18 protein-coding genes and 1 pseudogene are annotated in these 24,419 nt (G+C 63.6%); 13 read left to right on the top strand and 6 right to left on the bottom strand.

Going from position 1 to position 24,419, the window contains the following annotated elements; genetic code table 11:
* Nucleotides 1-18 precede the first annotated feature (18 nt).
* Complete coding sequence (locus RP6297_RS07685) at nt 19-2,160, top strand: ATP-dependent DNA helicase (RefSeq protein WP_171924785.1); 2,142 nt, start codon at nt 19-21, stop codon at nt 2,158-2,160.
* A gap of 107 nt (nt 2,161-2,267) precedes the next feature.
* Nucleotides 2,268-3,484: pseudogene (locus tag RP6297_RS07680) on the top strand (IS3 family transposase); the annotation flags it as partial.
* Between the two features lie 58 nt (nt 3,485-3,542).
* Here RP6297_RS07680 and RP6297_RS07675 read toward each other — a convergent pair.
* Nucleotides 3,543-4,400 (bottom strand): outer membrane protein assembly factor BamD, encoded by an 858-nt coding sequence (locus RP6297_RS07675; protein WP_037028599.1) that lies wholly within the window; start codon nt 4,398-4,400, stop codon nt 3,543-3,545.
* 15 nt (nt 4,401-4,415) lie between these two features.
* Here RP6297_RS07675 and RP6297_RS07670 point away from each other — a divergent pair, with 15 nt between their 5' ends.
* Nucleotides 4,416-5,528 carry an RluA family pseudouridine synthase gene (locus tag RP6297_RS07670; RefSeq protein WP_009240763.1) on the top strand — a complete coding sequence of 371 codons (1,113 nt, stop codon included), beginning with the start codon at nt 4,416-4,418 and terminating at the stop codon, nt 5,526-5,528.
* Nucleotides 5,512-6,321: a peptidoglycan editing factor PgeF gene (gene pgeF / locus RP6297_RS07665; protein ID WP_004627107.1), complete on the top strand. Its 810-nt coding sequence runs from the start codon at nt 5,512-5,514 to the stop codon at nt 6,319-6,321. The genes RP6297_RS07670 and pgeF overlap by 17 nt, the downstream gene beginning before the upstream one ends.
* 4 nt (nt 6,322-6,325) lie before the next feature.
* Here pgeF and RP6297_RS07660 read toward each other — a convergent pair whose 3' ends face one another.
* Nucleotides 6,326-6,562 (bottom strand): hypothetical protein, encoded by a 237-nt coding sequence (locus RP6297_RS07660; RefSeq protein WP_009240762.1) that lies wholly within the window; start codon nt 6,560-6,562, stop codon nt 6,326-6,328.
* A gap of 270 nt (nt 6,563-6,832) precedes the next feature.
* Here RP6297_RS07660 and phaC point away from each other — a divergent pair, with 270 nt between their 5' ends.
* The 9 genes from phaC to RP6297_RS07615 all read left to right on the top strand — a co-directional run bounded on the left by phaC (nt 6,833) and on the right by RP6297_RS07615 (nt 17,568).
* Nucleotides 6,833-8,626, top strand: coding sequence for a class I poly(R)-hydroxyalkanoic acid synthase (gene phaC, locus RP6297_RS07655; RefSeq protein WP_009240761.1), 1,794 nt, complete (start codon nt 6,833-6,835; stop codon nt 8,624-8,626).
* Nucleotides 8,627-8,714: 88 nt separating this feature from the next.
* A complete protein-coding gene (locus tag RP6297_RS07650; RefSeq protein WP_009240760.1) occupies nt 8,715-9,896 on the top strand; it encodes an acetyl-CoA C-acetyltransferase in 1,182 nt (393 codons plus the stop codon).
* Between the two features lie 122 nt (nt 9,897-10,018).
* Nucleotides 10,019-10,759, top strand: a complete 741-nt coding sequence (locus RP6297_RS07645; protein ID WP_009240759.1) for a 3-ketoacyl-ACP reductase — start codon at nt 10,019-10,021, stop codon at nt 10,757-10,759.
* Between the two features lie 404 nt (nt 10,760-11,163).
* Complete coding sequence (phaR, locus tag RP6297_RS07640) at nt 11,164-11,718, top strand: polyhydroxyalkanoate synthesis repressor PhaR (RefSeq protein ID WP_004627096.1); 555 nt, start codon at nt 11,164-11,166, stop codon at nt 11,716-11,718.
* Between the two features lie 198 nt (nt 11,719-11,916).
* A complete protein-coding gene (locus tag RP6297_RS07635) occupies nt 11,917-12,897 on the top strand; it encodes a tRNA dihydrouridine synthase (protein WP_037028597.1) in 981 nt (326 codons plus the stop codon).
* Between the two features lie 66 nt (nt 12,898-12,963).
* Nucleotides 12,964-14,325: a 30S ribosomal protein S12 methylthiotransferase RimO gene (gene rimO, locus RP6297_RS07630; protein WP_009240757.1), complete on the top strand. Its 1,362-nt coding sequence runs from the start codon at nt 12,964-12,966 to the stop codon at nt 14,323-14,325.
* Nucleotides 14,326-14,412: 87 nt separating this feature from the next.
* Nucleotides 14,413-15,597, top strand: a complete 1,185-nt coding sequence (bktB, locus tag RP6297_RS07625; RefSeq protein WP_009240756.1) for a beta-ketothiolase BktB — start codon at nt 14,413-14,415, stop codon at nt 15,595-15,597.
* Nucleotides 15,572-16,315, top strand: coding sequence for a hypothetical protein (locus RP6297_RS07620; protein WP_009240755.1), 744 nt, complete (start codon nt 15,572-15,574; stop codon nt 16,313-16,315). Before bktB ends, RP6297_RS07620 begins: the two co-directional genes overlap by 26 nt.
* Before the next feature lie 41 nt (nt 16,316-16,356).
* On the top strand, nt 16,357-17,568 hold the full coding sequence (locus tag RP6297_RS07615; protein WP_009240754.1) for a cystathionine beta-lyase: 1,212 nt from the start codon (nt 16,357-16,359) through the stop codon (nt 17,566-17,568).
* A 74-nt stretch (nt 17,569-17,642) separates the two neighbouring features.
* Here RP6297_RS07615 and RP6297_RS07610 read toward each other — a convergent pair whose 3' ends face one another.
* From RP6297_RS07610 to mfd, 4 genes are all read right to left on the bottom strand, one after another.
* Nucleotides 17,643-18,704 (bottom strand): PDDEXK nuclease domain-containing protein, encoded by a 1,062-nt coding sequence (locus RP6297_RS07610; protein ID WP_009240753.1) that lies wholly within the window; start codon nt 18,702-18,704, stop codon nt 17,643-17,645.
* A gap of 6 nt (nt 18,705-18,710) precedes the next feature.
* On the bottom strand, nt 18,711-19,568 hold the full coding sequence (serB, locus tag RP6297_RS07605; RefSeq protein WP_009240752.1) for a phosphoserine phosphatase SerB: 858 nt from the start codon (nt 19,566-19,568) through the stop codon (nt 18,711-18,713).
* Nucleotides 19,569-19,681: 113 nt separating this feature from the next.
* Complete coding sequence (gene argE, locus RP6297_RS07600) at nt 19,682-20,875, bottom strand: acetylornithine deacetylase (protein WP_009240751.1); 1,194 nt, start codon at nt 20,873-20,875, stop codon at nt 19,682-19,684.
* Between the two features lie 37 nt (nt 20,876-20,912).
* Nucleotides 20,913-24,344, bottom strand: coding sequence for a transcription-repair coupling factor (gene mfd / locus RP6297_RS07595; RefSeq protein ID WP_009240750.1), 3,432 nt, complete (start codon nt 24,342-24,344; stop codon nt 20,913-20,915).
* Nucleotides 24,345-24,419 lie beyond the last annotated feature (75 nt).

Below are 24,419 nucleotides of genomic sequence, written 5' to 3'. Positions count from 1 at the left end.
GACCCCACGGATTCCGCGTTGACTTCGCTTTCCCCGCTGGCCGAGCCGTCGGCTGACTCCGACGCCGCTGCCGGCGACGTTTCGGCTCCCGCCGCTTCTCTACCTGCCGATGCGCATCATGCGGAGCTGTCGACGCTGTTCGCCGACGACGGCACGCTCGCCAAGGGTATCGAGGGGTACCGGCCCCGCAGTGCGCAGCTGACGATGGCGCAGGCCGTGGCCAACGCCATCGAAGCCGCCGATTCGATCATCGTCGAGGCCGGGACCGGCACGGGCAAAACGTACGCCTACCTTGTTCCCGCGATGCTTTGGGGCGGCAAGGTGATCGTCTCCACCGGGACGAAGAACCTGCAGGATCAGCTTTTCCTGCGTGACATCCCGACGGTGCGCAAGGCGCTCAATGCACCGGTGTCGGTGGCGTTGCTCAAGGGGCGCGCCAACTACGTCTGCCATTACCACGTCGAGCGCACGTCGCAGAACGGGCGTCTCTCTTCTCGCCAGGATGCCGCATGGCTGCGGCAGATCAATCTGTTCCTGAAGACAACGAAAACGGGAGACAAGGCCGAACTTGCCAGCGTGCCCGAAAACGCGCCGGTGTGGAACCTCGTCACGTCCACGCGCGACAACTGCCTGGGTTCGGACTGCGCATACTACAAAGACTGCTTCGTCATGCGCGCCCGCAAGGAGGCGCAGCAGGCCGACGTGGTGGTGGTGAACCATCACCTGTTCTTTGCAGACGTGATGTTGAAGGACACCGGCATGGCGGAGTTGCTGCCCGCCGCCAACACGATCATCTTCGACGAAGCGCACCAGCTGCCAGAAACCGCCACGTTGTTCTTTGGCGAGACCATCTCCACGAACCAGATTCTCGAACTCGCACGCGACAGCGTGGCCGAAGGCCTTTCGCATGCCCGCGATGCGGTGGATTGGGTCGCGATTGCCGCGCCGCTGGAGCGTGCCGCGCGTGATCTACGCCTGGTCTTCCGCCAGGATGGCTCACGCTTGTCGATCAAGCAGATCGACAACGACGCGGCGATCGCCAAGCCGTTCTACGAGGTGCTGCCGAAGCTAGAGCAGGCGCTTTCCGACTTTACCGGCGCTCTGGAGGCCCAGGCGGAACGCGCGGAGACCATCGAGCAATGCCATCGCCGCGCCGTGGCGCTGTGCGAGAAGCTTGAGGCGTGGGTCGATCCCAAGCCGCCAAAGGCGCCAAAGAAGGAAGGTGACGACGAGGGCAAGGAGGGCGAAAGCGCGGCGCCTGTCGACGAACGTGTGCGCTGGGTCGAGGTATTCGCCAACTCCGTGCAATTGCATCTGACGCCATTGTCGATCGCGCCGATTTTTTCGCGCCAGCGTGCCGGCCAGCCGCGCGCGTGGGTCTTCACCTCGGCTACGCTGTCGGTGCGCGGGAACTTCACGCACTATGCCGCGCAGTTGGGCCTGGATCGTGACCGATCGATGACGCTCGACAGCCCGTTCGACTATGCATCGCAAGGCTTGCTCTATGTGCCGCGCGATCTGCCGCAGCCGAGCGATCCGCGCTTTACCGATGCGGTGCTCGACGCAACCTTGCCGCTGATCGAAGCGGCGGGCGGCAAGACTTTCCTTCTATGCACGACGCTGCGCGCCGTGAACCGCGCCGCCGAACGATTGACGGACGAATTCGCGCAACGGGGCTGGGATTACCCACTGCTCGTGCAGGGGCAGGCCAGCCGGACGGAACTGCTGGACCGCTTCCGCGCGCTCGGCAACGCGGTGCTGATCGGTAGCCAGAGTTTCTGGGAAGGGGTGGACGTACGCGGCGATGCGCTCTCGCTGGTCGTCATCGACAAGTTGCCGTTTGCCCCGCCCGATGACCCAGTGCTCAGTGCCCGCATGGAGGCGTTGGAGAAAAAGGGGCTGAGCCCGTTTGCCGTCCACCAGTTGCCGCACGCAGTCATCACGCTCAAGCAGGGCGCAGGGCGGTTGATTCGGTCCGAGACCGATCGCGGTGTGCTGATGATCTGCGACCCGCGGCTGGTCGAGAAAAACTACGGTCGCCAGATCTGGCAGAGCCTGCCGCCGTTCAAGCGTACGCGCGAAGCCGAGACGGCGGCCGAATTCCTGCGCTCCCTGCGGCCGGATGCGGATGTTCCGCAGCCGACCGAAACGGATGACTGATCTGCACGAACAAACAAAAAGCCCGGCCAATCGACCGGGCTTTTTTCTGTGCTGACCCGTCCTGAATAAGGTTGACACTTTTTCCCCGACAGGGAGTGAGCGTCAAGATGGAAGGGCAGAAGAAGCGAACGCAGAGGGACTACACGCTGGCTTTTAAGTTGGCAGTGGTTGAGCAGGTGGAAAAAGGCGAGCTGACCTACAAAGAGGCACAGCGACGCTATGGCATTCAGGGTCGCTCGACGGTGCTGGTATGGTTGCGCAAGCACGGACGACAGGACTGGAGCGCCTCAGCGGAGGCCAAAACCACGATGGAAAATCAAAGCAGCCAGCGCAAGTCGCTCACGCCAGAGCAGCGCATCAAGGAATTGGAAGTGCAGTTGCGGGAGGCCCAAGAGAAGGCACGCCTGTTCGAGGCGGTGATCGACGTGATCCAGAAAGAGCATGGGGCGCGCGTCGTAAAAAAGCCTTCGGGCAGGTCCTCACGCAAAAGCTCGTCCAAGGGCTGAGTGTGGGCAGGGCCTGCCGCTACATTGGCATCAGCCGCCAGGCGTACTACAAACGCCAGCAAAGCGAGACACGGCAAAGCGCGCGTGAGGCCAAGGTCTGTGCGTTGGTCAACCACTTACGGCTGCGCCAGCCGCGCTTGGGTACGCGCAAGCTCCAGCACGTGCTGCGCACGCCCCTGGCCGAGGCAGGCATCCAGGTTGGCCGGGATCGCCTGTTCGATATCCTGCGTGCAGCCCGGCTGCTGGTCGTGCCGCAGCGGGCGTATCACAAGACCACACACAGTCATCATCGCTTCCGGCGCCATCCCAATCTGCTCAAGGACGGCCCGAACCAGGTCATCCCCACCGGGCCGGAGCAGGTCTGGGTGGCCGACATTACCTATCTGCCGACCGCCCAGCGCTGTGCGTACCTGAGTCTGGTGACTGACGCCTACTCGCGCAAGATCGTGGGCTACCGCGTGCATGACAGCCTGCATGCCGAGTCGGTCGCCCAGGCGTTGAAGATGGCGCTGAAGACGCGCCATACGCGACAGCCTCTGGTTCATCACTCGGATCGGGGCATCCAATACTGTTCAGCCGAGTACCAGCGCATCCATCAGCGGCACGGCATCACGTGCTCCATGACCGACGGCTACGACTGCTACCAGAATGCCCTGGCCGAACGGGTCAACGGCATCCTCAAAGGGGAGTTGCTGCTCAAGCGCCCCGCCGACCTAGAGCAGGCCGCACGCATGGTGGCGCAGGCCGTGCATATCTACAACCACGAACGGCCTCATCTGGCCTTGAAATACAAAACGCCCGATGCGGTGCATCGGGCGCTCGCTGACTGAGCACTGTGTCAACCTATGGCAGGACTTGACACTGCTCAAGCGCTGCTTACCACCATTGGTACCAGGGCTTGTCTTTCTTGCGCTGGCCGTAGGCGAGGAAATCGCTCTTCGGGTAATTCTGCTTGATGATGCGTTCGGTGTCGTCCCGCATGTCTTTCATGCCCAGCGCTTCGTACGACTTCATCATGATGTACAGCGCTTCTTCCACTGCCGGGGCGCGGTCGTAATCCTTGATGGCGTCCTGCGCGCGGTTGACGGCAGCCAGGTAGGCGCCGCGGCGGTAGTAGTAGCGTGCGGCGCCCACTTCATGCTCGGCCATCGCGTTCACGATGTACTGCATGCGCTGGGTGGCGTCCGGCGTGTACTTGCTGTTCGGGAAACGCGTGAACAGCGTCTTGAACGCATCGTACGCGGCGCGTGCGGCCTTCGGGTCGCGCTCGCTCAAGTCCTGGTTCGAGAAGCGACCGAGCCAGCCCAGGTTGTCGTTGAAGTTGATCAGGCCGTTGAGGTAATAGGCGTAATCGACGCTGGGGTGATTGGGGTGCAACTGGATGAAGCGGTCCACGGCGGCCAGTGCGGCAGCCGTCTCGCCATCCTTGTAGTTGGCGTAGGCGGTCTCGATCTGGGCCTGTTGGGCATATTGGCCGAACGGATAGCGGCTTTCGAGCTTTTCGTAGTACTTGACCGCCTTGGCGTAGTCGCCGCCGTCGAGCGAGTCCTTCGCTTCGGAATATAATTTGTTGGCTGACCAGCCAGCCGTTTCGTCTTGCTGTTCCGGCAGGATGCCGCAGGCCGAGATAGCTAGGCATGCAACGCCTGCCATCAACACTGCTCCGATTTGCGCGCGGATTCGATTGCCAATTCGACTAACAATACGCGCCTGCTTTACGCTCGTGACCGACATGGGCACCTTTTCTGAATGAAAAATCGCATCAAGCATTATAGCCCAAGCCCTGTGTCAGACGACGCACTGGCTGACGTTTCCCTCACTGCGCCGGAGACGGAAGACGCCCTCGATGATGAGGCGCTCGATTTGCCTGCCGCCGGTGCGGGCCAGGCAGCCGAGCCGATCATCATAGAGATTCCGGAAACCATGCACGGCGAACGCCTGGATAAGGCGCTTGCCAAGCTGCTGCCCGACTATTCGCGCAGCCGCCTCCAGCAATGGATTGATGCCGGCGCGGTGCGCCTGCGTGGTGAGGTGGTGCGCCCGCGTGCGGCGATCTCCGGCGGTGACCGCATCGAAGTCGTCCCGCAACGCGCGGCCGACGAAAACGCCTTCGTCGCCGAGCCCATCGACCTGGATGTGGTGTACGAAGACGACACGCTGCTCGTCATCAACAAGCCTGCCGGGCTGGTGGTGCATCCCGCCGCGGGCAACTGGAGCGGCACCGTACTCAACGGCCTGCTGCACCGCTATCCCGACGCCGTAGAGTTGCCGCGTGCCGGCATCGTTCACCGCCTCGATAAAGACACTTCCGGCCTGATGGTGGTCGCCCGTACGCTGCCTGCGCAGACCGACCTCGTGCGCCAATTGCAGGCACGTACCGTCAAGCGGACTTATCTCGCGCTGGTGTGGGGCGAAACGCCGGAAGAAGCCACGATCGATGCTCCGATCGGCCGGGACCCGCGCGACCGCACGCGCATGGCCATCATCGAGACGGCCAGCGGCAAGCCGGCGCGGACGCATTTCAAGACGCTGGACGTGGTCGACCTCGGGCGCGCCCAGGTGTCGCTGGTGCGTTGCCAGCTTGAGACCGGCCGTACACACCAGATTCGTGTGCACTTTGAATCGGAGGGGCATCCGTTGCTTGGCGATCCGGTCTACACGCGCAACTTCCGACGTGGCCAGCCGCAGACGATCAAGGCGCAGTTGCCGGTGCCTTTTACGCGGCAGGCGCTGCATGCAGTGCGCCTGGGGCTCGTGCACCCAGCATCGGGCAAATCGGTGCACTGGGAAGCCGGCGTGCCCGACGATTTTGCCGATCTGCTGGAAGCTCTCGACCTGGACCCCGATGCCGATGTCAACTGACTGGATCGTCCCCGACTGGCCTGCGCATCCTCGCGTCAAGGCGCTGGCCACGACGCGCCTGGGTGGCGTCAGTACAGGACCTTACGGTTTGGCCGGCGGTTTGCCGGGTGGCCTGAACCTCGGCCAGCACGTCGGTGACGCGCCCGAAGCCGTTGATCAGAATCGCCGCATCTTGCGTGCAGCGCTACCCGCCGATCCAACATGGATGGAACAGGTGCACGGCACCGATGTGGCTGATCTTGATCAACTCGTTGGTACGTCAGCGCCTGTGGTCGCCGATGCGGCGGTGGCGTCCTGGCGGGATCGCGTCTGCGTAGTCATGACGGCCGATTGCCTGCCTGTCTTGCTGAGCGACGCCCGCGGCGTCACTGTGGGCGCCGCGCATGCGGGCTGGCGTGGTCTCTGTGGCGGCGTGATCGAGCGCACGCTCGACGCCATGATGCAGCGGCTGCGTGCCAGCGGCCAGGAGGCCGATCCCACGTGGCTGGCATGGCTGGGGCCCGCCATCGGACCATCATGCTTTGAAGTGGGTGAGGAAGTGCGTCAAGCCTTTATCGACGCCGTCAGGCCCGGCGAACTGCCTGCCACGGAAGCGGCGTTCCGGGAGGGCGTATCGGCTGGCAAGTTCTTTGCCGACCTGTATGCGCTGGCCCGGCTGCGGCTGGCGCGGGTTGGTTGTACCGACGTGTACGGCGGCGGCCTGTGCACGATGATGGACGCCGAGCGCTTCTATTCATACCGACGGGAGCGCATCACAGGCCGTATGGCCACGCTTATCTGGCGCGCCGAGTAAGCGTTCAGGCGGCGCCGTCGCCTGTGTCGCTGCTCAATGTGGCGGTGGTGTCCGCCTTGTCCTGCGCAGCTTCCTGGGCTTTCCGGCGCCGCCTGCGCGCCGGCGTGCTGACAATCCACAGGAAGAGCGATAGCGGCGCCACGCCGTAGAAGACAAATGTGCCGATGCCGGCAACCCAAGATTGCTCAGTCAAGGACATCATCAGCACGACATAGAGCCACGCGATGGCGACGATATACATGGGAAGAAGCGGTGCCCGGCGTTGGCGTAATGGGGCAGTCTCGCACGAAACTGCGCAAATTGGACCATAGCCCTGGCGCCGCGCTTAGCCATTTGGTGGCCGCCGTTTTCGTTGAATGCCGCAAGACCCGCGCTGGGCCGGCGTTTCTGTTCGATCGTCAGGTAACTACGATTGACAGCCTTGAAACGGCAAGGCAACAATGCCTCGCAATACTACGAGTTGCGCCGCCGTTCCAACCGGAGCGGCGCATATCGTCGGATCGAGGGCACTATGGCATCGCGTCAATCGACATCATCCAAAGCATCTAGCGCCCACACTCAAGCTCCCTGGCAGGGCTTGTCGGACCCTACGCAGTGGGCTGAGCAATTCAAGCAATGGCAAGCCTTTGCGGGCGGCTTCGCGCAACCCGGCGCCGCGGCGCCTGGTCTTGGCCAGTTCAACGGCGCAGCGATGGGCGAGGGCGCGGCTCCGTTCGCACTGATTCCGCACGAGCGGCTGGCCGAAATCCAGCAGAAGTATCTTGAAGAGTGGCTCCAGATCTGGCGTCACATGAGCACCGGCGAAAGCGCCGAGGCCGTGGCGCCGTCGGATCGCCGTTTCTCGAACGATGCGTGGCGCAAGAGCCCGCTCTACGGCTACGCGGCTGCGTTCTACGTGCTCAACGCCCGCACGTTGATGGAAATGGCTGACGCCGTGCAGGCAGATGCCAAGACCCGCGAGCGCGTGCGTTTTGCCGTGTCGCAATGGACGGCCGCCATGTCGCCGTCCAACTTCCTGGCGACCAACCCTGAAGCACAGAAGCAGTTGATTGAGTCGCGTGGCGAATCCCTGCGCACCGGTATCCTGAACATGCTGCAGGACATGGAGCGCGGAAAGATCTCGCAGACCGACGAGACCGCGTTCGAGATCGGCCGCAACGTCGCCAACAGCGAAGGCGCGGTCGTTTTCGAGAACGACTACTTCCAGCTCATCCAGTACAAGCCGCTGACAGCCAAGGTGCATGCGCGCCCGCTGCTGCTGGTGCCGCCTTGCATCAACAAGTACTACATCCTCGATCTGCAGCCGGCCAATTCGCTCGTGCGCTATGCGGTGGAGCAAGGCAATACCGTGTTCCTGGTGTCGTGGCGCAATCCAGACGCGAGCATGGCGTCCCGCACGTGGGACGACTACATCGAAGGCGGCGCGATCGAGGCCATTCGTGTCGCGCGCGAGATCTCAGCGCAGGACCAGATCAATGTGCTGGGCTTTTGCGTGGGCGGAACGATCCTGTCGACTGCGCTGGCGGTGCTGGCTGAACGCGGCGAGCATCCTGCGGCAAGCCTGACCCTGCTGACGACGCTGCTGGACTTTACTGACACCGGCATTCTCGACGTGTTTGTCGACCAGGCCCAGGTGGAAATGCGTGAAAAGACCATCGGCAGCAATGCGCCGACCGGCCCGGGCCTGCTGCGTGGCGTGGAGCTGGCAAACACGTTCTCGTTCCTGCGGCCGAACGATCTGGTCTGGAACTACGTTGTCGAGAACTATCTGAAGGGCAAGACGCCGGCGCCGTTCGATCTGCTGTACTGGAACGGCGACTCCACCAACCTGCCGGGCCCGTGGTACTGCTGGTATCTGCGCCATACGTATCTGCAGAACGACCTCAAGACGCCGGGCAAGCTGAAGGTGAATGGCACGCCGGTGGACCTCGGCAAGATTGATGCGCCGGTCTACATCTACGGCTCGCGTGAAGACCACATCGTGCCGTGGAAGTCGGCCTATGGCTCGGTGCCGCTGCTCAAGGGCAAGCGGCGTTTCGTCCTGGGCGCTTCGGGACATATCGCAGGCGTCATCAACCCGCCTGCGGCCAACAAGCGTTCGCACTGGATCAATGCCAAGCTGCCCGAGTCCGCCGATGCGTGGTTCGAGGGTGCGAAGGAGCATCCGGGCAGCTGGTGGCCGGATTGGTCAACTTGGCTGGCGTCACACGCCGGTGCGCAGAAAGCTGCACCCAAGGGTTACGGCAATGCGGACTACCCAGCCATCGAGCCGGCGCCTGGCCGCTACGTCAAACAGAAAGCGTAAGATCGCGCGCATGAACCCCCGTTGCCGTCGCGGCTTCGGCCGCTGACGGTGTCCAACGACCCCTCTTTCGACAGTGGAAGGTAAGCAAATGACCGATGTTGTGATCGTATCGGCGGTACGCACCGCCGTGGGCAAGTTTGGTGGCTCGCTGGCGAAGATTGCTGCGCCTGAGCTTGGCGCGGCCGTTATCCGCGAAGCGCTGGCACGCGCCAAGGTTGCGCCGGACCAGGTGAGCGAAGTCATCATGGGCCAGGTGCTGACGGCAGGTTCGGGGCAGAACCCGGCGCGCCAGGCCGTCATCAAGGCTGGGCTGCCGAACATGGTGCCGGGCCTGACCATCAACAAGGTGTGCGGCTCCGGCCTGAAGGCCGTGATGCTGGCCGCCAACGCCATCATCGCGGGCGATGCCGAGATCGTCGTGGCTGGCGGCCAGGAAAACATGTCCGCCGCGCCGCACGTCCTGCCGGGCTCGCGCGACGGTTTCCGCATGGGCGATGCCAAGCTGATCGACTCGATGATTGTGGATGGGCTATGGGACGTCTACAACCAGTACCACATGGGCATCACGGCCGAGAACGTTGCCAAGGAATACGGCATCACGCGTGAAGCGCAGGACGAGTTTGCCGTGGCGTCGCAGAACAAAGCGGAAGCCGCGCAGAAGTCGGGCCGGTTCAATGACGAGATCGTTCCGATCCTGATCCCGCAGCGCAAGGGCGATCCGATTGCCTTTGCGCAGGATGAATTCGTTCGCCATGGCGCCACGCTCGAGTCGATGGCTGGCCTGAAACCCGCCTTTGACAAGGCCGGCACAGTGACGGCGGCCAACGCCTCTGGTCTGAACGATGGCGCCGCCGCTGTCGTGGTGATGTCGGCCGCCAAGGCCAAGGAGCTGGGCTTGACACCGCTGGCAACGATCCGTGCATATGCGAGCGCAGGCCTGGACCCGAAGGTCATGGGCATGGGGCCGGTGCCGGCATCGAAGCGCTGCCTGTCGCGCGCCGGTTGGTCGGTGGGCGATCTGGACCTGATGGAGATCAACGAGGCGTTCGCCGCTCAGGCGCTGGCCGTGCATCAACAGATGGGCTGGGATACGTCCAAGATCAACGTCAATGGTGGTGCGATTGCGATCGGTCACCCGATCGGCGCCTCGGGCTGCCGCATCCTGGTCACGCTGCTGCACGAAATGCAGAAGCGCGATGCGAAGAAGGGCCTGGCCTCGCTGTGTATCGGCGGCGGCATGGGCGTGGCGCTGGCAGTTGAGCGTCCGTAATTTTTTGCAGTGAGGTTGGCGTGACGCGGAACGAATGCCGCACACGCCAATCGGAGACACCTGAGCATCTGCCGCCCGGCAAAGACGCAGGGCGGTTCTAACAACAAGGACTAGGAGTGGACATGACCAAACGCATCGCATACGTCACCGGTGGCATGGGCGGTATCGGAACGGCGATTTGCCAGCGCTTGGCGCGCGACGGCTTCACTGTTGTCGCAGGCTGCGGCCCGAACTCGCCGCGCAAGGCGAAATGGCTGGAACAACAGAAGGCGCTTGGTTTCGATTTCGTGCCGTCCGAAGGCAACGTCGGTGACTGGGAGTCGACCAAGGCTGCGTTCGACAAGGTGAAGGCCGAAGTCGGCGAGGTGGACGTCCTGATCAACAACGCCGGCATCACGCGCGACGTGGTCTTCCGCAAGATGACCCGCGCCGACTGGGATGCGGTGATCGACACCAACCTGACGTCGCTGTTCAACGTGACGAAGCAGGTCATCGACGGCATGGCGGATCGCGGCTGGGGCCGAATCATCAACATCTCGTCGGTGAATGGCCAGAAGGGCCAGTTTGGCCAGACCAACTACTCCACCGCCAAGGCCGGCCTGCACGGCTTCACGATGGCGCTGGCGCAGGAAGTCGCGACCAAGGGCGTGACGGTCAACACGGTGTCGCCGGGCTATATTGCGACCGATATGGTGAAGGCCATTCGTCAGGATGTGCTCGACAAGATCGTCAGCACGATTCCCGTCAAGCGCTTGGGCGAACCGACCGAGATTGCCTCGATCTGCGCATGGCTGGCATCTGAAGAATCCGGCTTCTCCACCGGCGCGGACTTCTCCCTCAACGGCGGCCTGCACATGGGCTGACGCCCCACGCCCATGCTGCGGCAATGCTGCAGCATGGGCGCAGCATTTTTTCCCCTGAATTGCGTGCATGCTGCGATGCTCGATTGCATTGCAGCAGGCATCTTGCATCTGCCCCGGACGGCGGTTCGAGTGCGTGAGCCGCATCAAAATGCTGCGGGTTTTTACCGGGGAAGGTCGCCTTTTCTTTGCAGGGCGATCCGCATAGAATCCAACCACGGAGGCGCTCCGCAGGGAGACACGGGGCGTCCGATCATAACCGGATGCATCTGCGCTGCTGTTGAATGCAGCATTCACGCGCAGATCGGAACAGCCGGGCAACCGCGTATTTTGCTGCATCGCTTGGTGCGGTCATTTCGCACTGCATCGGCTGCACCGCAGCAGCATCGCCAACACGGAAAGGCACGATGGCCACCAGCAAGAAGGGCACCGAACGGCTGATCAAGAAATATCCCAACCGCCGGCTCTACGATACCCAGACCAGCACGTACATCACGCTGGCAGACGTCAAGCAGCTCGTGATGGAAACCGAAGAGTTTCGCGTCGTCGATGCGAAATCCGGTGAAGACCTGACCCGCAGCATCCTGCTGCAGATCATTCTGGAAGAGGAAACCGGCGGCGTGCCGATGTTCTCGGGCGCGATGCTCGCCCAGATCATCCGTTTCTACGGCAACGCCATGCAGGGCATGATGGGCACGTACCTGGAAAAGAACATCCAGGCGTTTGTCGACATCCAGAGCAAGCTGGCCGAGAACTCGAAGGACCTGTACAGTGGCAACACGTTCAACCCCGACATGTGGTCGCAGTTCATGAACATGCAGGGGCCGATGATGCAAGGCATGATGAGCAACTACATCGAGCAGAGCAAAAACCTGTTCGTGCAGATGCAGGAGCAGATGCAGAGCCAGGCCAAGAACATGTTCGGGACGTTCCCGTTCAACCAGCCGCCCGAGAAGAAGTAAGTTCGGCGGGCTGGCAAAACAAGGCGAATCGCGGGGCGGTTCGCCTTTTTTGTTGGGCGCACGCCAGAGAGGGCGGCAAGGTAAAATACCGGTCCTTCAGGTGAGGTGTACGCCTCTCCGACGATCACGATCCCGCCCCGGTTTCCCCATGTTTGATGTCCGTCCCTGGCCTGCGTGCCGGCTGCCTTCCGTTTTGCCATGAGTCGGCTTTTGCTCGCCCCGATGGAGGGCGTTGCCGATTACGTCATGCGCGACGTGCTGACGCGAGCTGGCGGCTACGACGGATGCGTATCGGAGTTCGTCCGCGTGACGGGCTCGTTGCTTCCCGCGCGAACCTACGAACGTGAGACGCCCGAGATTCGCAACGGCGGCTATACGGCCAGCGGCACGCCGATGACCATCCAACTCCTCGGCAGCGATCCGGAATGGCTGGCCCGCAATGCGGCATACGCGGCAACCCTCACGCCGCATGGCATCGACCTCAACTTCGGCTGCCCCGCCAAGGTCGTGAACCGCCACGGCGGCGGTGCCATGCTGCTCGCCACGCCCGAAGTGCTGTACGACATCGTGCATGCCGTGCGGGCCGCAGTGCCGGCCAATATTTCGGTGACGGCCAAGATGCGGCTCGGTGTTTCCGATACGTCCCGCGCGATTGACTGTGCGACGGCGCTGGCGGAAGGCGGCGCCGAATCGCTCGTCGTGCATGCCCGCACGCGCGATCACGGCTACCGTCCGCCGGCCCACTGGGACTGGATCGCACGCATCGCCGACGCTGTGAGCATTCCCGTCACCGCCAACGGCGAAGTCTGGACCGTGGCCGACTGGGAGCGCTGCCGCGCCGTCAGCGGCTGTAGTGACGTGATGATCGGCCGTGGCGCCGTGTCCGACCCGTTCCTGGCCCAGCGCATCCGCGGCCAGATGGACGAGGCGCCGTCCGCGGCGGAGTGGCCGATCGTGCTCGGCTATCTCGCCGATTACCTGAAGAAGCTGCATGCGCGCATCTCAGCCAAGCACGAGCATGGCCGCGTCAAACTGTGGCTGAGCTATCTGAAGCGGACGTGGCCGCAGGCCGCAGAGCTGCATGATGCCATTCGCAGGCTGCAGGACGCGCTGGAAATCGAGCGCGTGATTGAACAGATGCAGCTTCGGCTTGGCCGCCCAGGCGCGGCGAACGGTTAAAATATGCAACCGCGCGGCACACCCCACGTGCGCAGCGCAAATCCTCTCCCACATCAGGTTGTTCCCATGTCCGACGTCAGTACCCAGAGCCCCAAGGTGGGGTTCGTCAGTCTCGGTTGTCCCAAGGCCTTGGTCGATTCCGAGCAGATCATCACCCAACTGCGCGCGGAGGGGTATGAGATTTCCGGCACGTACGGCGGAGCGGACCTGGTGGTCGTCAACACCTGCGGCTTCATCGACGAGGCCGTGCAGGAAAGCCTGGATGCGATTGGCGAGGCGCTGGCCGAGAACGGCAAGGTGATCGTGACCGGCTGCCTGGGTGCCAAAAAGGACGCTGCCGGCCAGGACATCATCACCAGCGTGCACCCGAAGGTGCTGGCTGTGACCGGGCCGCATGCGCTGGGCGAGGTGATGGAGGCAGTGCACACGCACCTGCCCAAGCCGCACGACCCGTTCATTGACCTTGTGCCGCCACAGGGCATCAAGCTCACGCCGAAGCACTACGCGTATCTGAAGATTTCCGAGGGCTGCAACCACCGGTGCAGCTTCTGCATCATCCCGTCGATGCGCGGCGATCTCGTTTCGCGCCCGGTGGCCGAAGTGATGCTGGAGGCGGAAAACCTGCTGAAGGCCGGCGTGAAGGAACTGCTCGTCATCTCGCAGGACACCAGCGCTTATGGCGTCGATGTCAAATTCCGCATGGGCTTCTGGAACGGCCGCCCGCTGAAGACGCGCATGACCGAGCTGGTGGGCGCGCTCGGCGAATTGGCGTCGCAGTACGGCGCCTGGGTGCGCCTGCACTACGTCTACCCCTATCCGAGCGTGGATGAGGTGATGCCCCTGATGGCTGAGGGCAAGGTCCTTCCCTATCTGGACGTGCCGCTGCAGCACGCCCACCCGGACGTGCTCAAGCGCATGAAGCGCCCCGCCAACGCCGAGAAGACGCTGGACCGCATCCGCGCCTGGCGCGAGGTGTGCCCGGAGCTGACCATCCGCAGCACGTTCATCGCGGGTTTCCCGGGTGAAACGGAGGAAGAGTTCCAAACGCTGCTCGACTTCATTGCCGAGGCCGAACTGGACCGCGTGGGCTGCTTCGCGTATTCGCCGGTCGAGGGCGCCACCGCCAACGACCTGCCGGGCGCGTTGCCCGACGAGGTGCGCGAGGAGCGCCGTGCGCGTTTCATGGAAGTCGCCGAGCGCGTGTCTGCGCGCCGTCTGCAGCGCAAGGTTGGCAAGTCGCTGCGCGTGCTTGTGGACGAAGTGAATCAGGACGGCGGCATCGGCCGTTCATCGGCGGATGCCCCGGAGATTGACGGCCTCGTCTATATCGCGCCGCCGTCGAAGCCGTACAAGCGCTACAAGGCGGGCGATTTCGTGTCGGTCAAGATTACCGGCGCAGATGGCCACGACCTGTGGGGCGAAGTCTGACCCACTTAGGTAGTCGTACCTAAATTTTGCGAACGGTCGTGCGTTTATACTGGCCGCCATCCAATTTCGATGGCTCAGGAGACAGCAATGGCACGTGAAGTGGTGGTGGTCAGCGGCGTTCGTACCGCAATCGGGACGTTTGGCGGCAGCTTGAAGGATGTGGCGCCGTGCGAACTGGGCGCGCTCGTCGTGCGCGAGGCGCTGGCCCGCGCCGGCGTGAAGGGCGAGGACGTCGGCCACGTGGTGTTTGGCCACGTGATCAACACCGAGCCGCGCGACATGTATCTCTCGCGTGTGGCCGCAGTCAACGGCGGGGTGTCGGCCGAAACGCCCGCATTCAACGTCAACCGCCTGTGCGGCTCTGGCCTCCAGGCCGTGGTGAGCGCAGCGCAAACCGTGCTGCTGGGCGATGCCGATATCGCCATTGCCGGCGGCGCGGAAAGCATGAGCCGCGCGCCGTACCTGGCGCCTGCCGCCCGTTGGGGTTCGCGCATGGGCGACGCCAAGATGGTCGACATGATGCTCGGCGCGCTGCACGACCCGTTCCACACGATCCACATGGGTGTGACGGCGGAAAACGTCGCCCGCGAATTCGGCATCAGCCGCGAGCAGCAAGATCAGACCGCGCTGGAGTCCCACCAGCGTGCATCGCGTGCCATGCAGGCCGGCTACTTCAAGGACCAGATCGTTCCGGTGACGATCAAGTCGCGCAAGGGCGATATCCAGTTCGATACCGATGAGCACGTCCGCCACGACGCGACCATCGACGACATGACCAAGCTCAAGCCGGTCTTCACGAAAGAAAACGGTACGGTGACGGCGGGCAACGCTTCGGGCCTCAACGATGCAGGCGCGGCGCTGGTGCTGATGGAGCGTTCGGTGGCCGAAAAGCGCGGCCTCAAGCCGCTGGCGCGGCTGGTGTCGTACGGCCACGCTGGCGTCGATCCGAAGATCATGGGCATCGGTCCGGTGCCGGCCACGCGCAAGGCGCTGGAGCGGGCAGGCCTGTCGGTCAAGGATCTGGATGTGATCGAAGCCAACGAGGCATTTGCCGCCCAGGCTTGCGCGGTGACGAAGGAACTCGGCCTGGACCCGGCCAAGGTCAACCCGAACGGTTCGGGCATTTCGCTCGGCCACCCGATCGGCGCAACGGGTGCCCTGATCACGGTCAAGGCGTTGCACGAGCTGCAGCGCATCGGCGGTCGCTACGCGCTGGTGACCATGTGTATCGGTGGAGGACAGGGCATTGCGGCGGTGTTCGAGCGCATCTGAACGCATTTTCTCGATTGAACGCCTGATTCGGCCAACCGGCGCGTTGCTTGCGCTGGTGCTGGCCGCAGGCGTGGCGCCGGTGTCTGCCCAGACGCCGGCCGCCAACAACGGCTACGACGTGTCGACCGGCAGCACCAACGTGCAGCCAGGCGACCTGGGCCTGAACCGCGCCGTTGCCGATGGCGACAAGCGCCGCGCTCAGGCCAGGAAGGGCGACAACGCGTTCTCGGCTCAGACGTCGCCGTTGCACGTGCTGCAACCGCAGCCCGACTACGCAAAATATCCCGTCTATGCCGGCGTGATCGGCGACATGCCGATCCGCATGCGTCTTGGTCGCAAGGCCGGTGAAATTGACAGCGTCCACGGCGAATACGTCCCGGGCAATGCGGCGGGCGTGCGCCTGGTGACCGGCGAATATGAAAACGGCGGCTTTCTCATGGAGGAGTCCGATGACGGCACGCACGTCACCGGCACCTGGGAAGGCGCCATCGACGGCCACGGCATTGTGCGCGGTACGTGGACGGACGTCGCCCACGACGGCCATACGCTGCCGTTCGTGCTGCGGCCTGTCGCGGTGGTCGTGATTCCGCCGTACGATGCGGCAGCCAACAGCAATGCGGCGACGCCAGCCACGCCAATGACGCCGCTGGTTCCGGCCGGGCCGGGCCAGATCGCACCGCCAGCCGGCAAACCAACACGATCCAGCGCGCACTGGTAAGCCACCCGAAATCGCTCATACGCCATCAAACAGGAAACTACGTGAACGACGACACCAAGCTCCCGCCCATGTTTCCCGCGACCCAGGCGGTACACCCGGAATTGCAGATCCCGCCGGGCTTTGCAGCGTTCTCGCATGCCACGCATCGTGCGTCGACCGTGGTGTTCAAGAATCTTGCCGATATGCGCGCCTTCGGCAGCGGCAGCGTGGTGCACTGGCGCTATGGCCTGCATGCCACGCCAACTTCCGACACGCTGTGCCAGGCCCTTGCGCAGATCGAGGGCGGTTCGCACACGCTGCTGCTGCCTTCCGGGCTGGCGGCGATTTCGCTGGTGTACTTCACGCTTATCAAATCCGGCGACGACGTGCTGATTCCGGACAACGCCTATGGCCCGAACCGCGACCACGGCGAATGGATGGCGCGCCAGTTCGGCATTACCGTGCGCTATTACGATCCGATGATCGGCGCCGGCATTGCCGACCTGATCCGTCACAACACCAAACTCGTGTGGCTCGAAGCGCCGGGTTCGGTGACCATGGAGGTGCCCGATTGCACGGCCATCGCCGAGGTGGCGCGCAAGGCCGGCGCCATTACGGCAATCGACAACACGTGGAGTGGAGGCGTGTATTACCAGCCTTTCGAGCACGGTATCGACATCTCCGTGCAAGCGCTGACCAAGTACCAATCGGGCGGCAGCGACGTGCTCATGGGTGCCGCCATCACGAGTGACGAAGCGCTGCACCACAAGCTGCTGGCCACGCGGATGCGCATGGGCTGGGGCGTTTCGGCGGACGATTGCTATTTCGTGCTACGTGGCCTGCCGAGCCTGCCCACGCGCTTGGCGGCGCACGACGCGCATGCCCGCGAAGTGGCCGAATGGCTGGCGGATCGGCCGGAAGTCGTGCGCGTGCTGCACCCGGCGCTGCCGGATTGTCCGGGCCATGAAAACTGGAAACGCGACTTTACCGGCGCGAGCGGGTTGTTCTCGATCGTGCTGCACGAGCGCTACTCGCAGGCGCAGATCGACGCCTTCATTGAAGGCCTGCGCTACTTTGCGATCGGTTTTTCGTGGGGCGGGGCCCACAGCCTGGCGTTGCCGTACAACATTCCGTCGATGCGCACGGCGACCGCTTGGCCGCCGGCCGACTGGGAGAATGTGGGCGGTTTCGTGCGGCTGTATATCGGGCTGGAAGATCCGCGTGATTTGATTGCGGATTTGAAGCAGGCGATGGAAACGCACCTGGGGGCTTGACCGTTCGGGCTTCAGAAGGCGGTGATGACGGGGCGTGCGAGTTGATCGTGACGCCCCGTTTTCAATGGTCGTGGCTACAGCGTTTCAAGCAGGCGCGCAATGGCTTCAGGCGATGGCAATTGACCTTGGAGCTCCTTCGGCAAGCTCTTGGTGATGGCGTAGGTCGCCACACCAATCGGTTTCCTTGCGTCGCGCAGCGCGTATTCGACGATGGTGCGCTTCTTTTCCTTGCACAGAATGATGCCGATGGATGGATTTTCGTCGTCCTGGCGGACCTGTTCGTCGAGAGCCGCCAGGTAGAACTGCATCTTGCCGACGAACTCGGGCTCGAATTTGCCGATTTTCAGTTCGATGGCGACTAGGGAGCGCAAACGGCGGTGGAATAGAAGCAGGTCGATGAAATACTCGTCGCCGTCGACTTCAAGCCGGTACTGGCTCCCCAGGAAGGCGAACATGCCGCCCATTGCGCGCAGGAAGTCTTCGATGCGGGTGATGAGTGCACGCTCCAGCTCCCGCTCACTGTGCCGGTCGCCGAGTTCGAGAAAATCGAAGGCGTATTCATCTCTGACCGCCAACTTGGCTTGCGCGCGGAGGGCCGGCGTCAGCGCCTGGTCGAAATTGGTCTGGCCCAGGAGCGATTTTTCGTAGCTCTGGTTATCGATCTGATGTGCCAGAACGTTCTTCGACCAGCCGAATTTGCGGGTCATGCGCAAGTAGAACTCGCGTTCTTGAGCGTCTTTGCAGCGCTCAAGAATGAGCAGGTTATGGCTCCAGCCAATTTCTCGCACCAGTGGTGCGAGTTTTGCCGCGTCGCAGTACGTCTCGAAGAAGCCCTTCATCCGCCACAGGTTGGATGCTGAAAAGCCGCCCGTGCCGGGGAAGCTCGCCTGCAGGTCTGTGGCGAGCTGCTGCACGACCGCTTTGCCCCAACCCTCGGTTTGCTGCCGCGCCACGATCAGTTGGCCGATGTCCCAATACAGGCCCACCAGTTCTTTGTTGACCGCCCGTAGGGCAGCATATTGCGCAGCCTGGATGCGCGCCCTGATCTCGGTGAGCAGGGCTGCGTAATCCTGCGCATCTACCGTTTCTCGCACCACCGGTGCGAGTTTTCTGCGGGCAGGCGGGCGGGTCGCCATCGCGGCTTATTGCTGCGGAAACAGATTCAACAACCCATCCAGGCCGACAACGTTGAACGCCACGTCGGCCTGTGCCTGCACGATGGGCTTGGCGCGGAACGCGACCGACAGGCCCGCCACGCCCATCATCTTCAGATCGTTCGAGCCGTCGCCCATGGCGATGGCGTTATGCGGCGACACGCCCAGTTCCTGGCAGAAGCCCTTGAGCGTCTGCGCCTTCACATCCGCATTGACGATCTCGCCGAGCACGCGGCCGGTCAGTTTGCCGTCGACAATCTCCAGCGTGTTGGCGCGCGTGCGGTCCAGGCCCAGACGCTCCTGCAGGCGCGACGTGAAGAATTCGAACCCGCCCGACACCAGCAGCGTGCGAATGCCCAGTGCCTGCACGGCCTTGAGCATCTTTTCCGCGCCAAGGGAGAGCTGCAGGCGCTCCGCGTAGACCCGCTCCAGCACGCTCGCATCCAGGCCCTTGAGCAGTTCGACGCGACGGGTCAGGCTCTCGTTGAAATCCTTGATCTCGCCCCGCATCGACGCTTCGGTGATGGCCGCCACTTGCGGCTTCAGCCCGCAGAAGTCTGCGATTTCGTCGATGCACTCGATCGTGATCAGCGTGGAATCCATGTCCATCGCCAGCACGCGGAAATCGCCGAACGTCCATTCGTCGGGAATCCATGCGTAGTCCATCTTCAGGTGGGCGCAGATGGCATCAAGCTGGACGCGTAATTCGCTGGGCAGTTCGTGCACCCATTCGATGGCCGCGACGTTGGGGGCACGCATCTCGTAGGTGGCGCTGCCGAACAGGCTGCGGACGGATTCAATGTCGCCGGTGGACAGCGGCGACGGGCTTTGCAGAATGACGGGCATGGAGTGATGGGAGCGGGGGAGCGAGCAGTTCGGCGCCGGGGAAGCCCAACATTGTAGCGAACGCCCCGGAGAGAATGCGCCCCACCAAAAGGTGAGGCGTTGCTGTGTAGGCGTTAGGCGGACGCGGTTTCGACCATCAGGCTGCGCGCCACCTTGGCGAGGAAACGGTCGCAGGCGTCGAGCTGGGCGAGTTCGACGTACTCGTTGGCCTTGTGCGCTTGTTCGATGTTGCCCGGGCCGCACAGTACGGCCGGAATGCCGGCGCGCTGGAAGAGGCCGGCTTCCGTGCCGTAGGCGACCTTACGCTTGTCGTTATCTTCGGTCAGCACACGCACCAGCTGTGTGATGGCGGCTTGCTCCGATGCGTCCAGCGAAGGCGCAGCGGCAATCTCGTCGAGTTCGATGTGGGCGTCAGGATGCTCCCGCTGCATGGCGGGCTCGATGGTTTCGCGCACGTAGCGCTCGACGCGCGCGCGGATGGCCGGCGCATCCACGCCTGGCAGGTTGCGGAATTCAAACACCAGCTCGCACAGCGCGGGGATCGTATTCAGCGCAATGCCGCCGTTGATGAGGCCCGTCGATGCCGTGGTGAACGGCACGTCAAACGCCTCATCGAACGGGCCCTTGGCGCGAAATTCATCGGCCAAGTCACGCACGAAACAGATGATGCGCGCGGCGTATTCGATGGCATTGACGCCCTGCGGCGTGAGCGACGAATGCGCGGCGCGGCCATGCACCCGGCAGCGGTAGGCGTTGATGCCCTTGTGCGCGACGATCGGGCGCATGGAGGTGGGCTCGCCCACGATGCACCCGGCGGGCTTGATGCCGCGGGCGATCAGATCTTCGATCATGCGCGGCGCGCCTACGCAGCCGACTTCCTCGTCGTATGACAGCGCAAGGTGCACAGGCTCGCGCAGCCTGGCCTGCAGCAGGGACGGCACCAGCGCCAGCGACGCGGCAATGAACCCTTTCATATCGCACGTGCCGCGTCCGTAGAGCTTGCCGTCGCGCACTTCCGGCGCAAACGGGTTGCTGTCCCATTTCTGGCCATCCACCGGCACCACATCGGTATGGCCCGACAGCACGATGCCGCCTTGCACGCTGCCGTCCGCTGCCGGAATCGTGGCGAACAGGTTGGCCTTGTTGCCATCGTCGTTATGCGACAGATGCGATTCGAGACCGACGCCGCGCAGGTAGTCGCGCACAGTCTCGATCAGGGCCAGGTTGGAGCCGCGGCTGGTGGTGTCGAAACTGACGAGCTTGGTTGTCCAGTCGAGGGTGGAGAACGGGGTGACGGCGGTGCTCATGATGGTGTCCTTGTTCTGATCGGCGGATGCTACCGGATCACGCCAATTGCCGCATGGCATGACGGATGGTCTGCGTCAGCGCGGCGAATTCGGCCGGAATGTTTTCGATGCGCAGGCGATCCTGCCCCGCCAGCTTGATCTGCCGGTTCTTCTGCACGAGATCGATGATCTTGATGGCGTCGACAGGCGGGTTCGGTATGAACTGCAGCGTGACCGCGTTTGCGCCGGTGTCGATCTTGCGGATACCCAGCGGCGCGGCGGCAATGCGCAGCCGGTGCGTTTCGATGAGCGATTGTGCCTGCGGCGGCAGCTTGCCGAAACGGTCGATCAGCTCCTCCTGGATATTGTCGATCGTCTCGCTGCTTTCGCAATTGGCCAGACGCTTGTACAGCGACAGGCGTTCCTGCACGTCGCCGCAATAGTCTTGCGGCAGCAGGGCCGGCGTGCCGAGGTTGATCTCGGTCGTGGCCGCGAGCGGCGCCATCAGGTCGGGTTCCTTGCCGGCCTTGAGCGACTTCACCGCCTGGTTGAGCATGTCGGTGTAGAGCTGGAAGCCGATCTCCGAAATCTCGCCCGATTGCTTGTCGCCCAGCACCTCCCCGGCGCCGCGTATTTCCAGATCGTGCATCGCCAGGTAGAAGCCCGCACCGAGTTCTTCCATCTGCTGAATGGCTTCAAGGCGGCGCTGTGCCTGCTTGGTAAGGCCGTCGACGTCGTGCACCAGCAGGTACGCATACGCCTGGTGGTGCGAGCGCCCGACGCGACCGCGCAACTGGTGCAACTGCGCCAGGCCGAATTTGTCGGCGCGGTGGATCAGGATCGTGTTGGCGGTCGGCACGTCGATACCGGTCTCGATGATCGTCGTGCACAGCAGGATGTTGGCGCGCTGCGCCACGAAATCGCGCATCACGCGCTCCAGCTCGCGCTCGTGCATCTGGCCGTGGGCGACCACCACGCGCGCTTCCGGGATCAGCTCCTCGAGCTTGGCGCGCTTGTTCTCGATGGTCTCGACCTCGTTGTGCAGGAAGTAGACCTGCCCGCCGCGTTTCAACTCACGCAGGATGGCCTCGCGCAGCACGCCGTCTTCCTCGCGGCGCAGGAACGTCTTGATGGCCAGCCGCTTTTGCGGCGCGGTGGCGATCACCGAGAAATCGCGCAGGCCTTCCAGCGCCATGCCAAGCGTGCGTGGGATCGGCGTGGCGGTGAGCGTAAGAACGTCCACCTCGGCGCGCAGCGTCTTGAGCGCTTCTTTCTGGCGCACCCCAAAGCGGTGTTCCTCGTCGATGATGACGAGCCCCAGGCGGTCGAACTTCACGTCCGGCGAGAGCAGCTTATGCGTGCCGATCACGATGTCGATCGTGCCGGCATTGATGGCTTCGATCGCGGCGTCGATTTCTTTTTTGTTCTTGAAACGCGAGATCTCGGCAATGCGCACCGGCCAGTCGGCAAAGCGGTCGACCAGCGTCTGGTAATGCTGTTCGGCCAGCAGCGTGGTCGGCGCCAGGATGGCCACCTGCTTGCCGCCCATGACCGCCACAAACGCGGCACGCAGCGCGACTTCCGTCTTGCCGAAGCCGACGTCGCCGCAGACGAGCCGGTCCATCGGCTTGCCCGACGTCATGTCGGCGATCACCGCCGCGATGGCGGCGGCCTGATCGGGAGTTTCCTCAAAGCCGAAGCTCTCGGCAAACGTGGCGTAGTCCTCGGGCGTGAGCGGGAACGCGAAGCCCTGGCGCAATGCGCGCCGCGCGTACAGGTTCAGAAGCTCGGCGGCCGTATCGCGAATCTGCTGCGCCGCCTTGCGCTTGGCCTTTTCCCATTGGCCGGAGCCGAGCGAATGCAGCGGCGCGGTTTCCGGATCGGAGCCTGAGTAGCGCGAGATCACGTGCAACTGATGCACCGGCACGTAGAGCTTGCTGCCCTTGTCGTAGTCGAGGTGCAGGAACTCTTCTTCGCCATTGCCCATGTCGATGGACACCAGGCCCTGGTAGCGGCCGATGCCGTGTTCGCTGTGCACCACCGGGTCGCCGATCTTCAACTCGGCCAGATCGCGCACCATCGAATCGACGGCGGTGGCCTGTTCCTGCTTGCGGCGACCTGCGCGACGCACGGTTTGCGCGTACAGCTCAGTCTCGGTGATGAGCGCGACGCGTTCGTCGCCGAGGATGAAACCCTGGTAAAGCGGAGCCACGCCGAGCACGAACTTGGCATCGCCGCTCATCAGGTCGGCGAAGTCCGCGACGCCTTCGGGGTGGAGGCCGCTGGCGGCCAGCATTTGCGCAAGCGTTTCGCGGCGGCCTGCGGATTCGGCGCAGATCATCACGCGGCAATTGCTGCGCATCAGGAACGATTCGAGATTGACCAGCGGGTCTTCCGCGCGGCGGTTGACGGCCACGTTCGGCAACGGCAGCGAAAGCGGTGCATCGCCGGGCTCCGCGCGCAACACCAGACGTGCGTGCGGCTTGGCGGCAACGAAGAACGCCTCTTCATCCAGATACAGCGCCGACGGCTGCAGCAACGGCCGCTCGCGGTCGTGGCGCATGAAGTTGTAGCGCTGCGTGGTGTCGGCCCAGAAGCGTCGCACCGCGCCTTCGATGTCGCCGACGAAGGCGAGGTGTGTGGCGCCCGGCAGGTAGTCGAACAGCGTCGCGGTCTCTTCAAAGAACAGCGGCAGGTAATACTCGATGCCGGCGCTCGGCACGCCGTTGCCGATGTCCTTGTAGATGGGCGAGCGCGTCGGGTCACCTTCGAACACCTCGCGCCAGCGCCCGCGGAAGGCGGTGCGCGACGCCTCGTCCATCGGAAACTCGCGGCCCGGCAGCAGACGGACTTCGTTGACGGGGTAGAGGCTGCGCTGCGTGTCCGGGTCGAACGAACGGATGGTCTCGATCTCGTCGCCGAACAGGTCAAGCCGATACGGCAGCGGCGAGCCCATCGGGAACAGGTCGATCAGGCCGCCGCGCACGGAGTATTCGCCCGGGCGCATCACGGCGCTGACGTGCTCGTAGCCGGCCAGGGTGAATTGCGCTTTCAGCGCAGCCTCGTCCAGCTTTTCGCCCTTCTTGAAGAAGAACGTGTAGGCAGCCAGGAACGATGGCGGCGCCACGCGTTGCAGCGCCGTGGAAGCCGGTACGAGCAGGATGTCGCACGCACCGTTCTGCAGGTCATGCAGCGTCGCCAGCCGTTCGGAGATCAGATCCTGGTGCGGCGAGAAATTGTCATAGGGCAGCGTTTCCCAGTCCGGCAGCAGCTTCACACGCGCCTGCGGTGCAAACCAGCGCAACTCTTCCGCCAGGCGCTGGGCATCGACGGCATTGGCGCAGACCACCGCCAGCATCGGCACGGCGGCGCGATGCTGCTCCAGGTAGCGCGCCAGCAGCAGGGCATCTGCCGCACCCTGCAGGCCGCTGAAGACGAAGCGCGAGCCCGGTTTGACGGCGGGCAGGGCGGAGAGCGAAAAATCGGACATGAGGCGAGAGGTTGTGTAGGGCACGACTGCAAGACAAAACACGACACCCCGCCGGCATATGCAGGCGGGGTGTCG

Origin of the sequence: Ralstonia pickettii (assembly GCF_016466415.2) — a bacterium.
In the GTDB taxonomy this organism is placed as follows: Bacteria; Pseudomonadota; Gammaproteobacteria; order Burkholderiales; family Burkholderiaceae; genus Ralstonia; species Ralstonia pickettii.
The sequence above is the reverse complement of the archived record's forward strand: the minus strand, read 5'-3'. Positions and strand labels throughout refer to the sequence as shown.

Excerpts from the sequence above, each read along its gene's own strand:
- RP6297_RS07675 (WP_037028599.1), bottom strand. The coding sequence starts at position 4,400 with ATGTCGGTCACGAGCGTAAAGCAGGCGCGTATTGTTAGTCGAATTGGC.
- RP6297_RS07670 (WP_009240763.1), top strand. The coding sequence starts at position 4,416 with ATGAAAAATCGCATCAAGCATTATAGCCCAAGCCCTGTGTCAGACGAC.
- pgeF (WP_004627107.1), top strand. The coding sequence starts at position 5,512 with ATGCCGATGTCAACTGACTGGATCGTCCCCGACTGGCCTGCGCATCCT.
- RP6297_RS07660 (WP_009240762.1), bottom strand. The coding sequence starts at position 6,562 with ATGTATATCGTCGCCATCGCGTGGCTCTATGTCGTGCTGATGATGTCC.
- phaC (WP_009240761.1), top strand. The coding sequence starts at position 6,833 with ATGGCATCGCGTCAATCGACATCATCCAAAGCATCTAGCGCCCACACT.
- RP6297_RS07650 (WP_009240760.1), top strand. The coding sequence starts at position 8,715 with ATGACCGATGTTGTGATCGTATCGGCGGTACGCACCGCCGTGGGCAAG.
- RP6297_RS07645 (WP_009240759.1), top strand. The coding sequence starts at position 10,019 with ATGACCAAACGCATCGCATACGTCACCGGTGGCATGGGCGGTATCGGA.
- phaR (WP_004627096.1), top strand. The coding sequence starts at position 11,164 with ATGGCCACCAGCAAGAAGGGCACCGAACGGCTGATCAAGAAATATCCC.
- RP6297_RS07635 (WP_037028597.1), top strand. The coding sequence starts at position 11,917 with ATGAGTCGGCTTTTGCTCGCCCCGATGGAGGGCGTTGCCGATTACGTC.
- rimO (WP_009240757.1), top strand. The coding sequence starts at position 12,964 with ATGTCCGACGTCAGTACCCAGAGCCCCAAGGTGGGGTTCGTCAGTCTC.
- bktB (WP_009240756.1), top strand. The coding sequence starts at position 14,413 with ATGGCACGTGAAGTGGTGGTGGTCAGCGGCGTTCGTACCGCAATCGGG.
- RP6297_RS07610 (WP_009240753.1), bottom strand. The coding sequence starts at position 18,704 with ATGGCGACCCGCCCGCCTGCCCGCAGAAAACTCGCACCGGTGGTGCGA.
- serB (WP_009240752.1), bottom strand. The coding sequence starts at position 19,568 with ATGCCCGTCATTCTGCAAAGCCCGTCGCCGCTGTCCACCGGCGACATT.
- argE (WP_009240751.1), bottom strand. The coding sequence starts at position 20,875 with ATGAGCACCGCCGTCACCCCGTTCTCCACCCTCGACTGGACAACCAAG.
- mfd (WP_009240750.1), bottom strand. The coding sequence starts at position 24,344 with ATGTCCGATTTTTCGCTCTCCGCCCTGCCCGCCGTCAAACCGGGCTCG.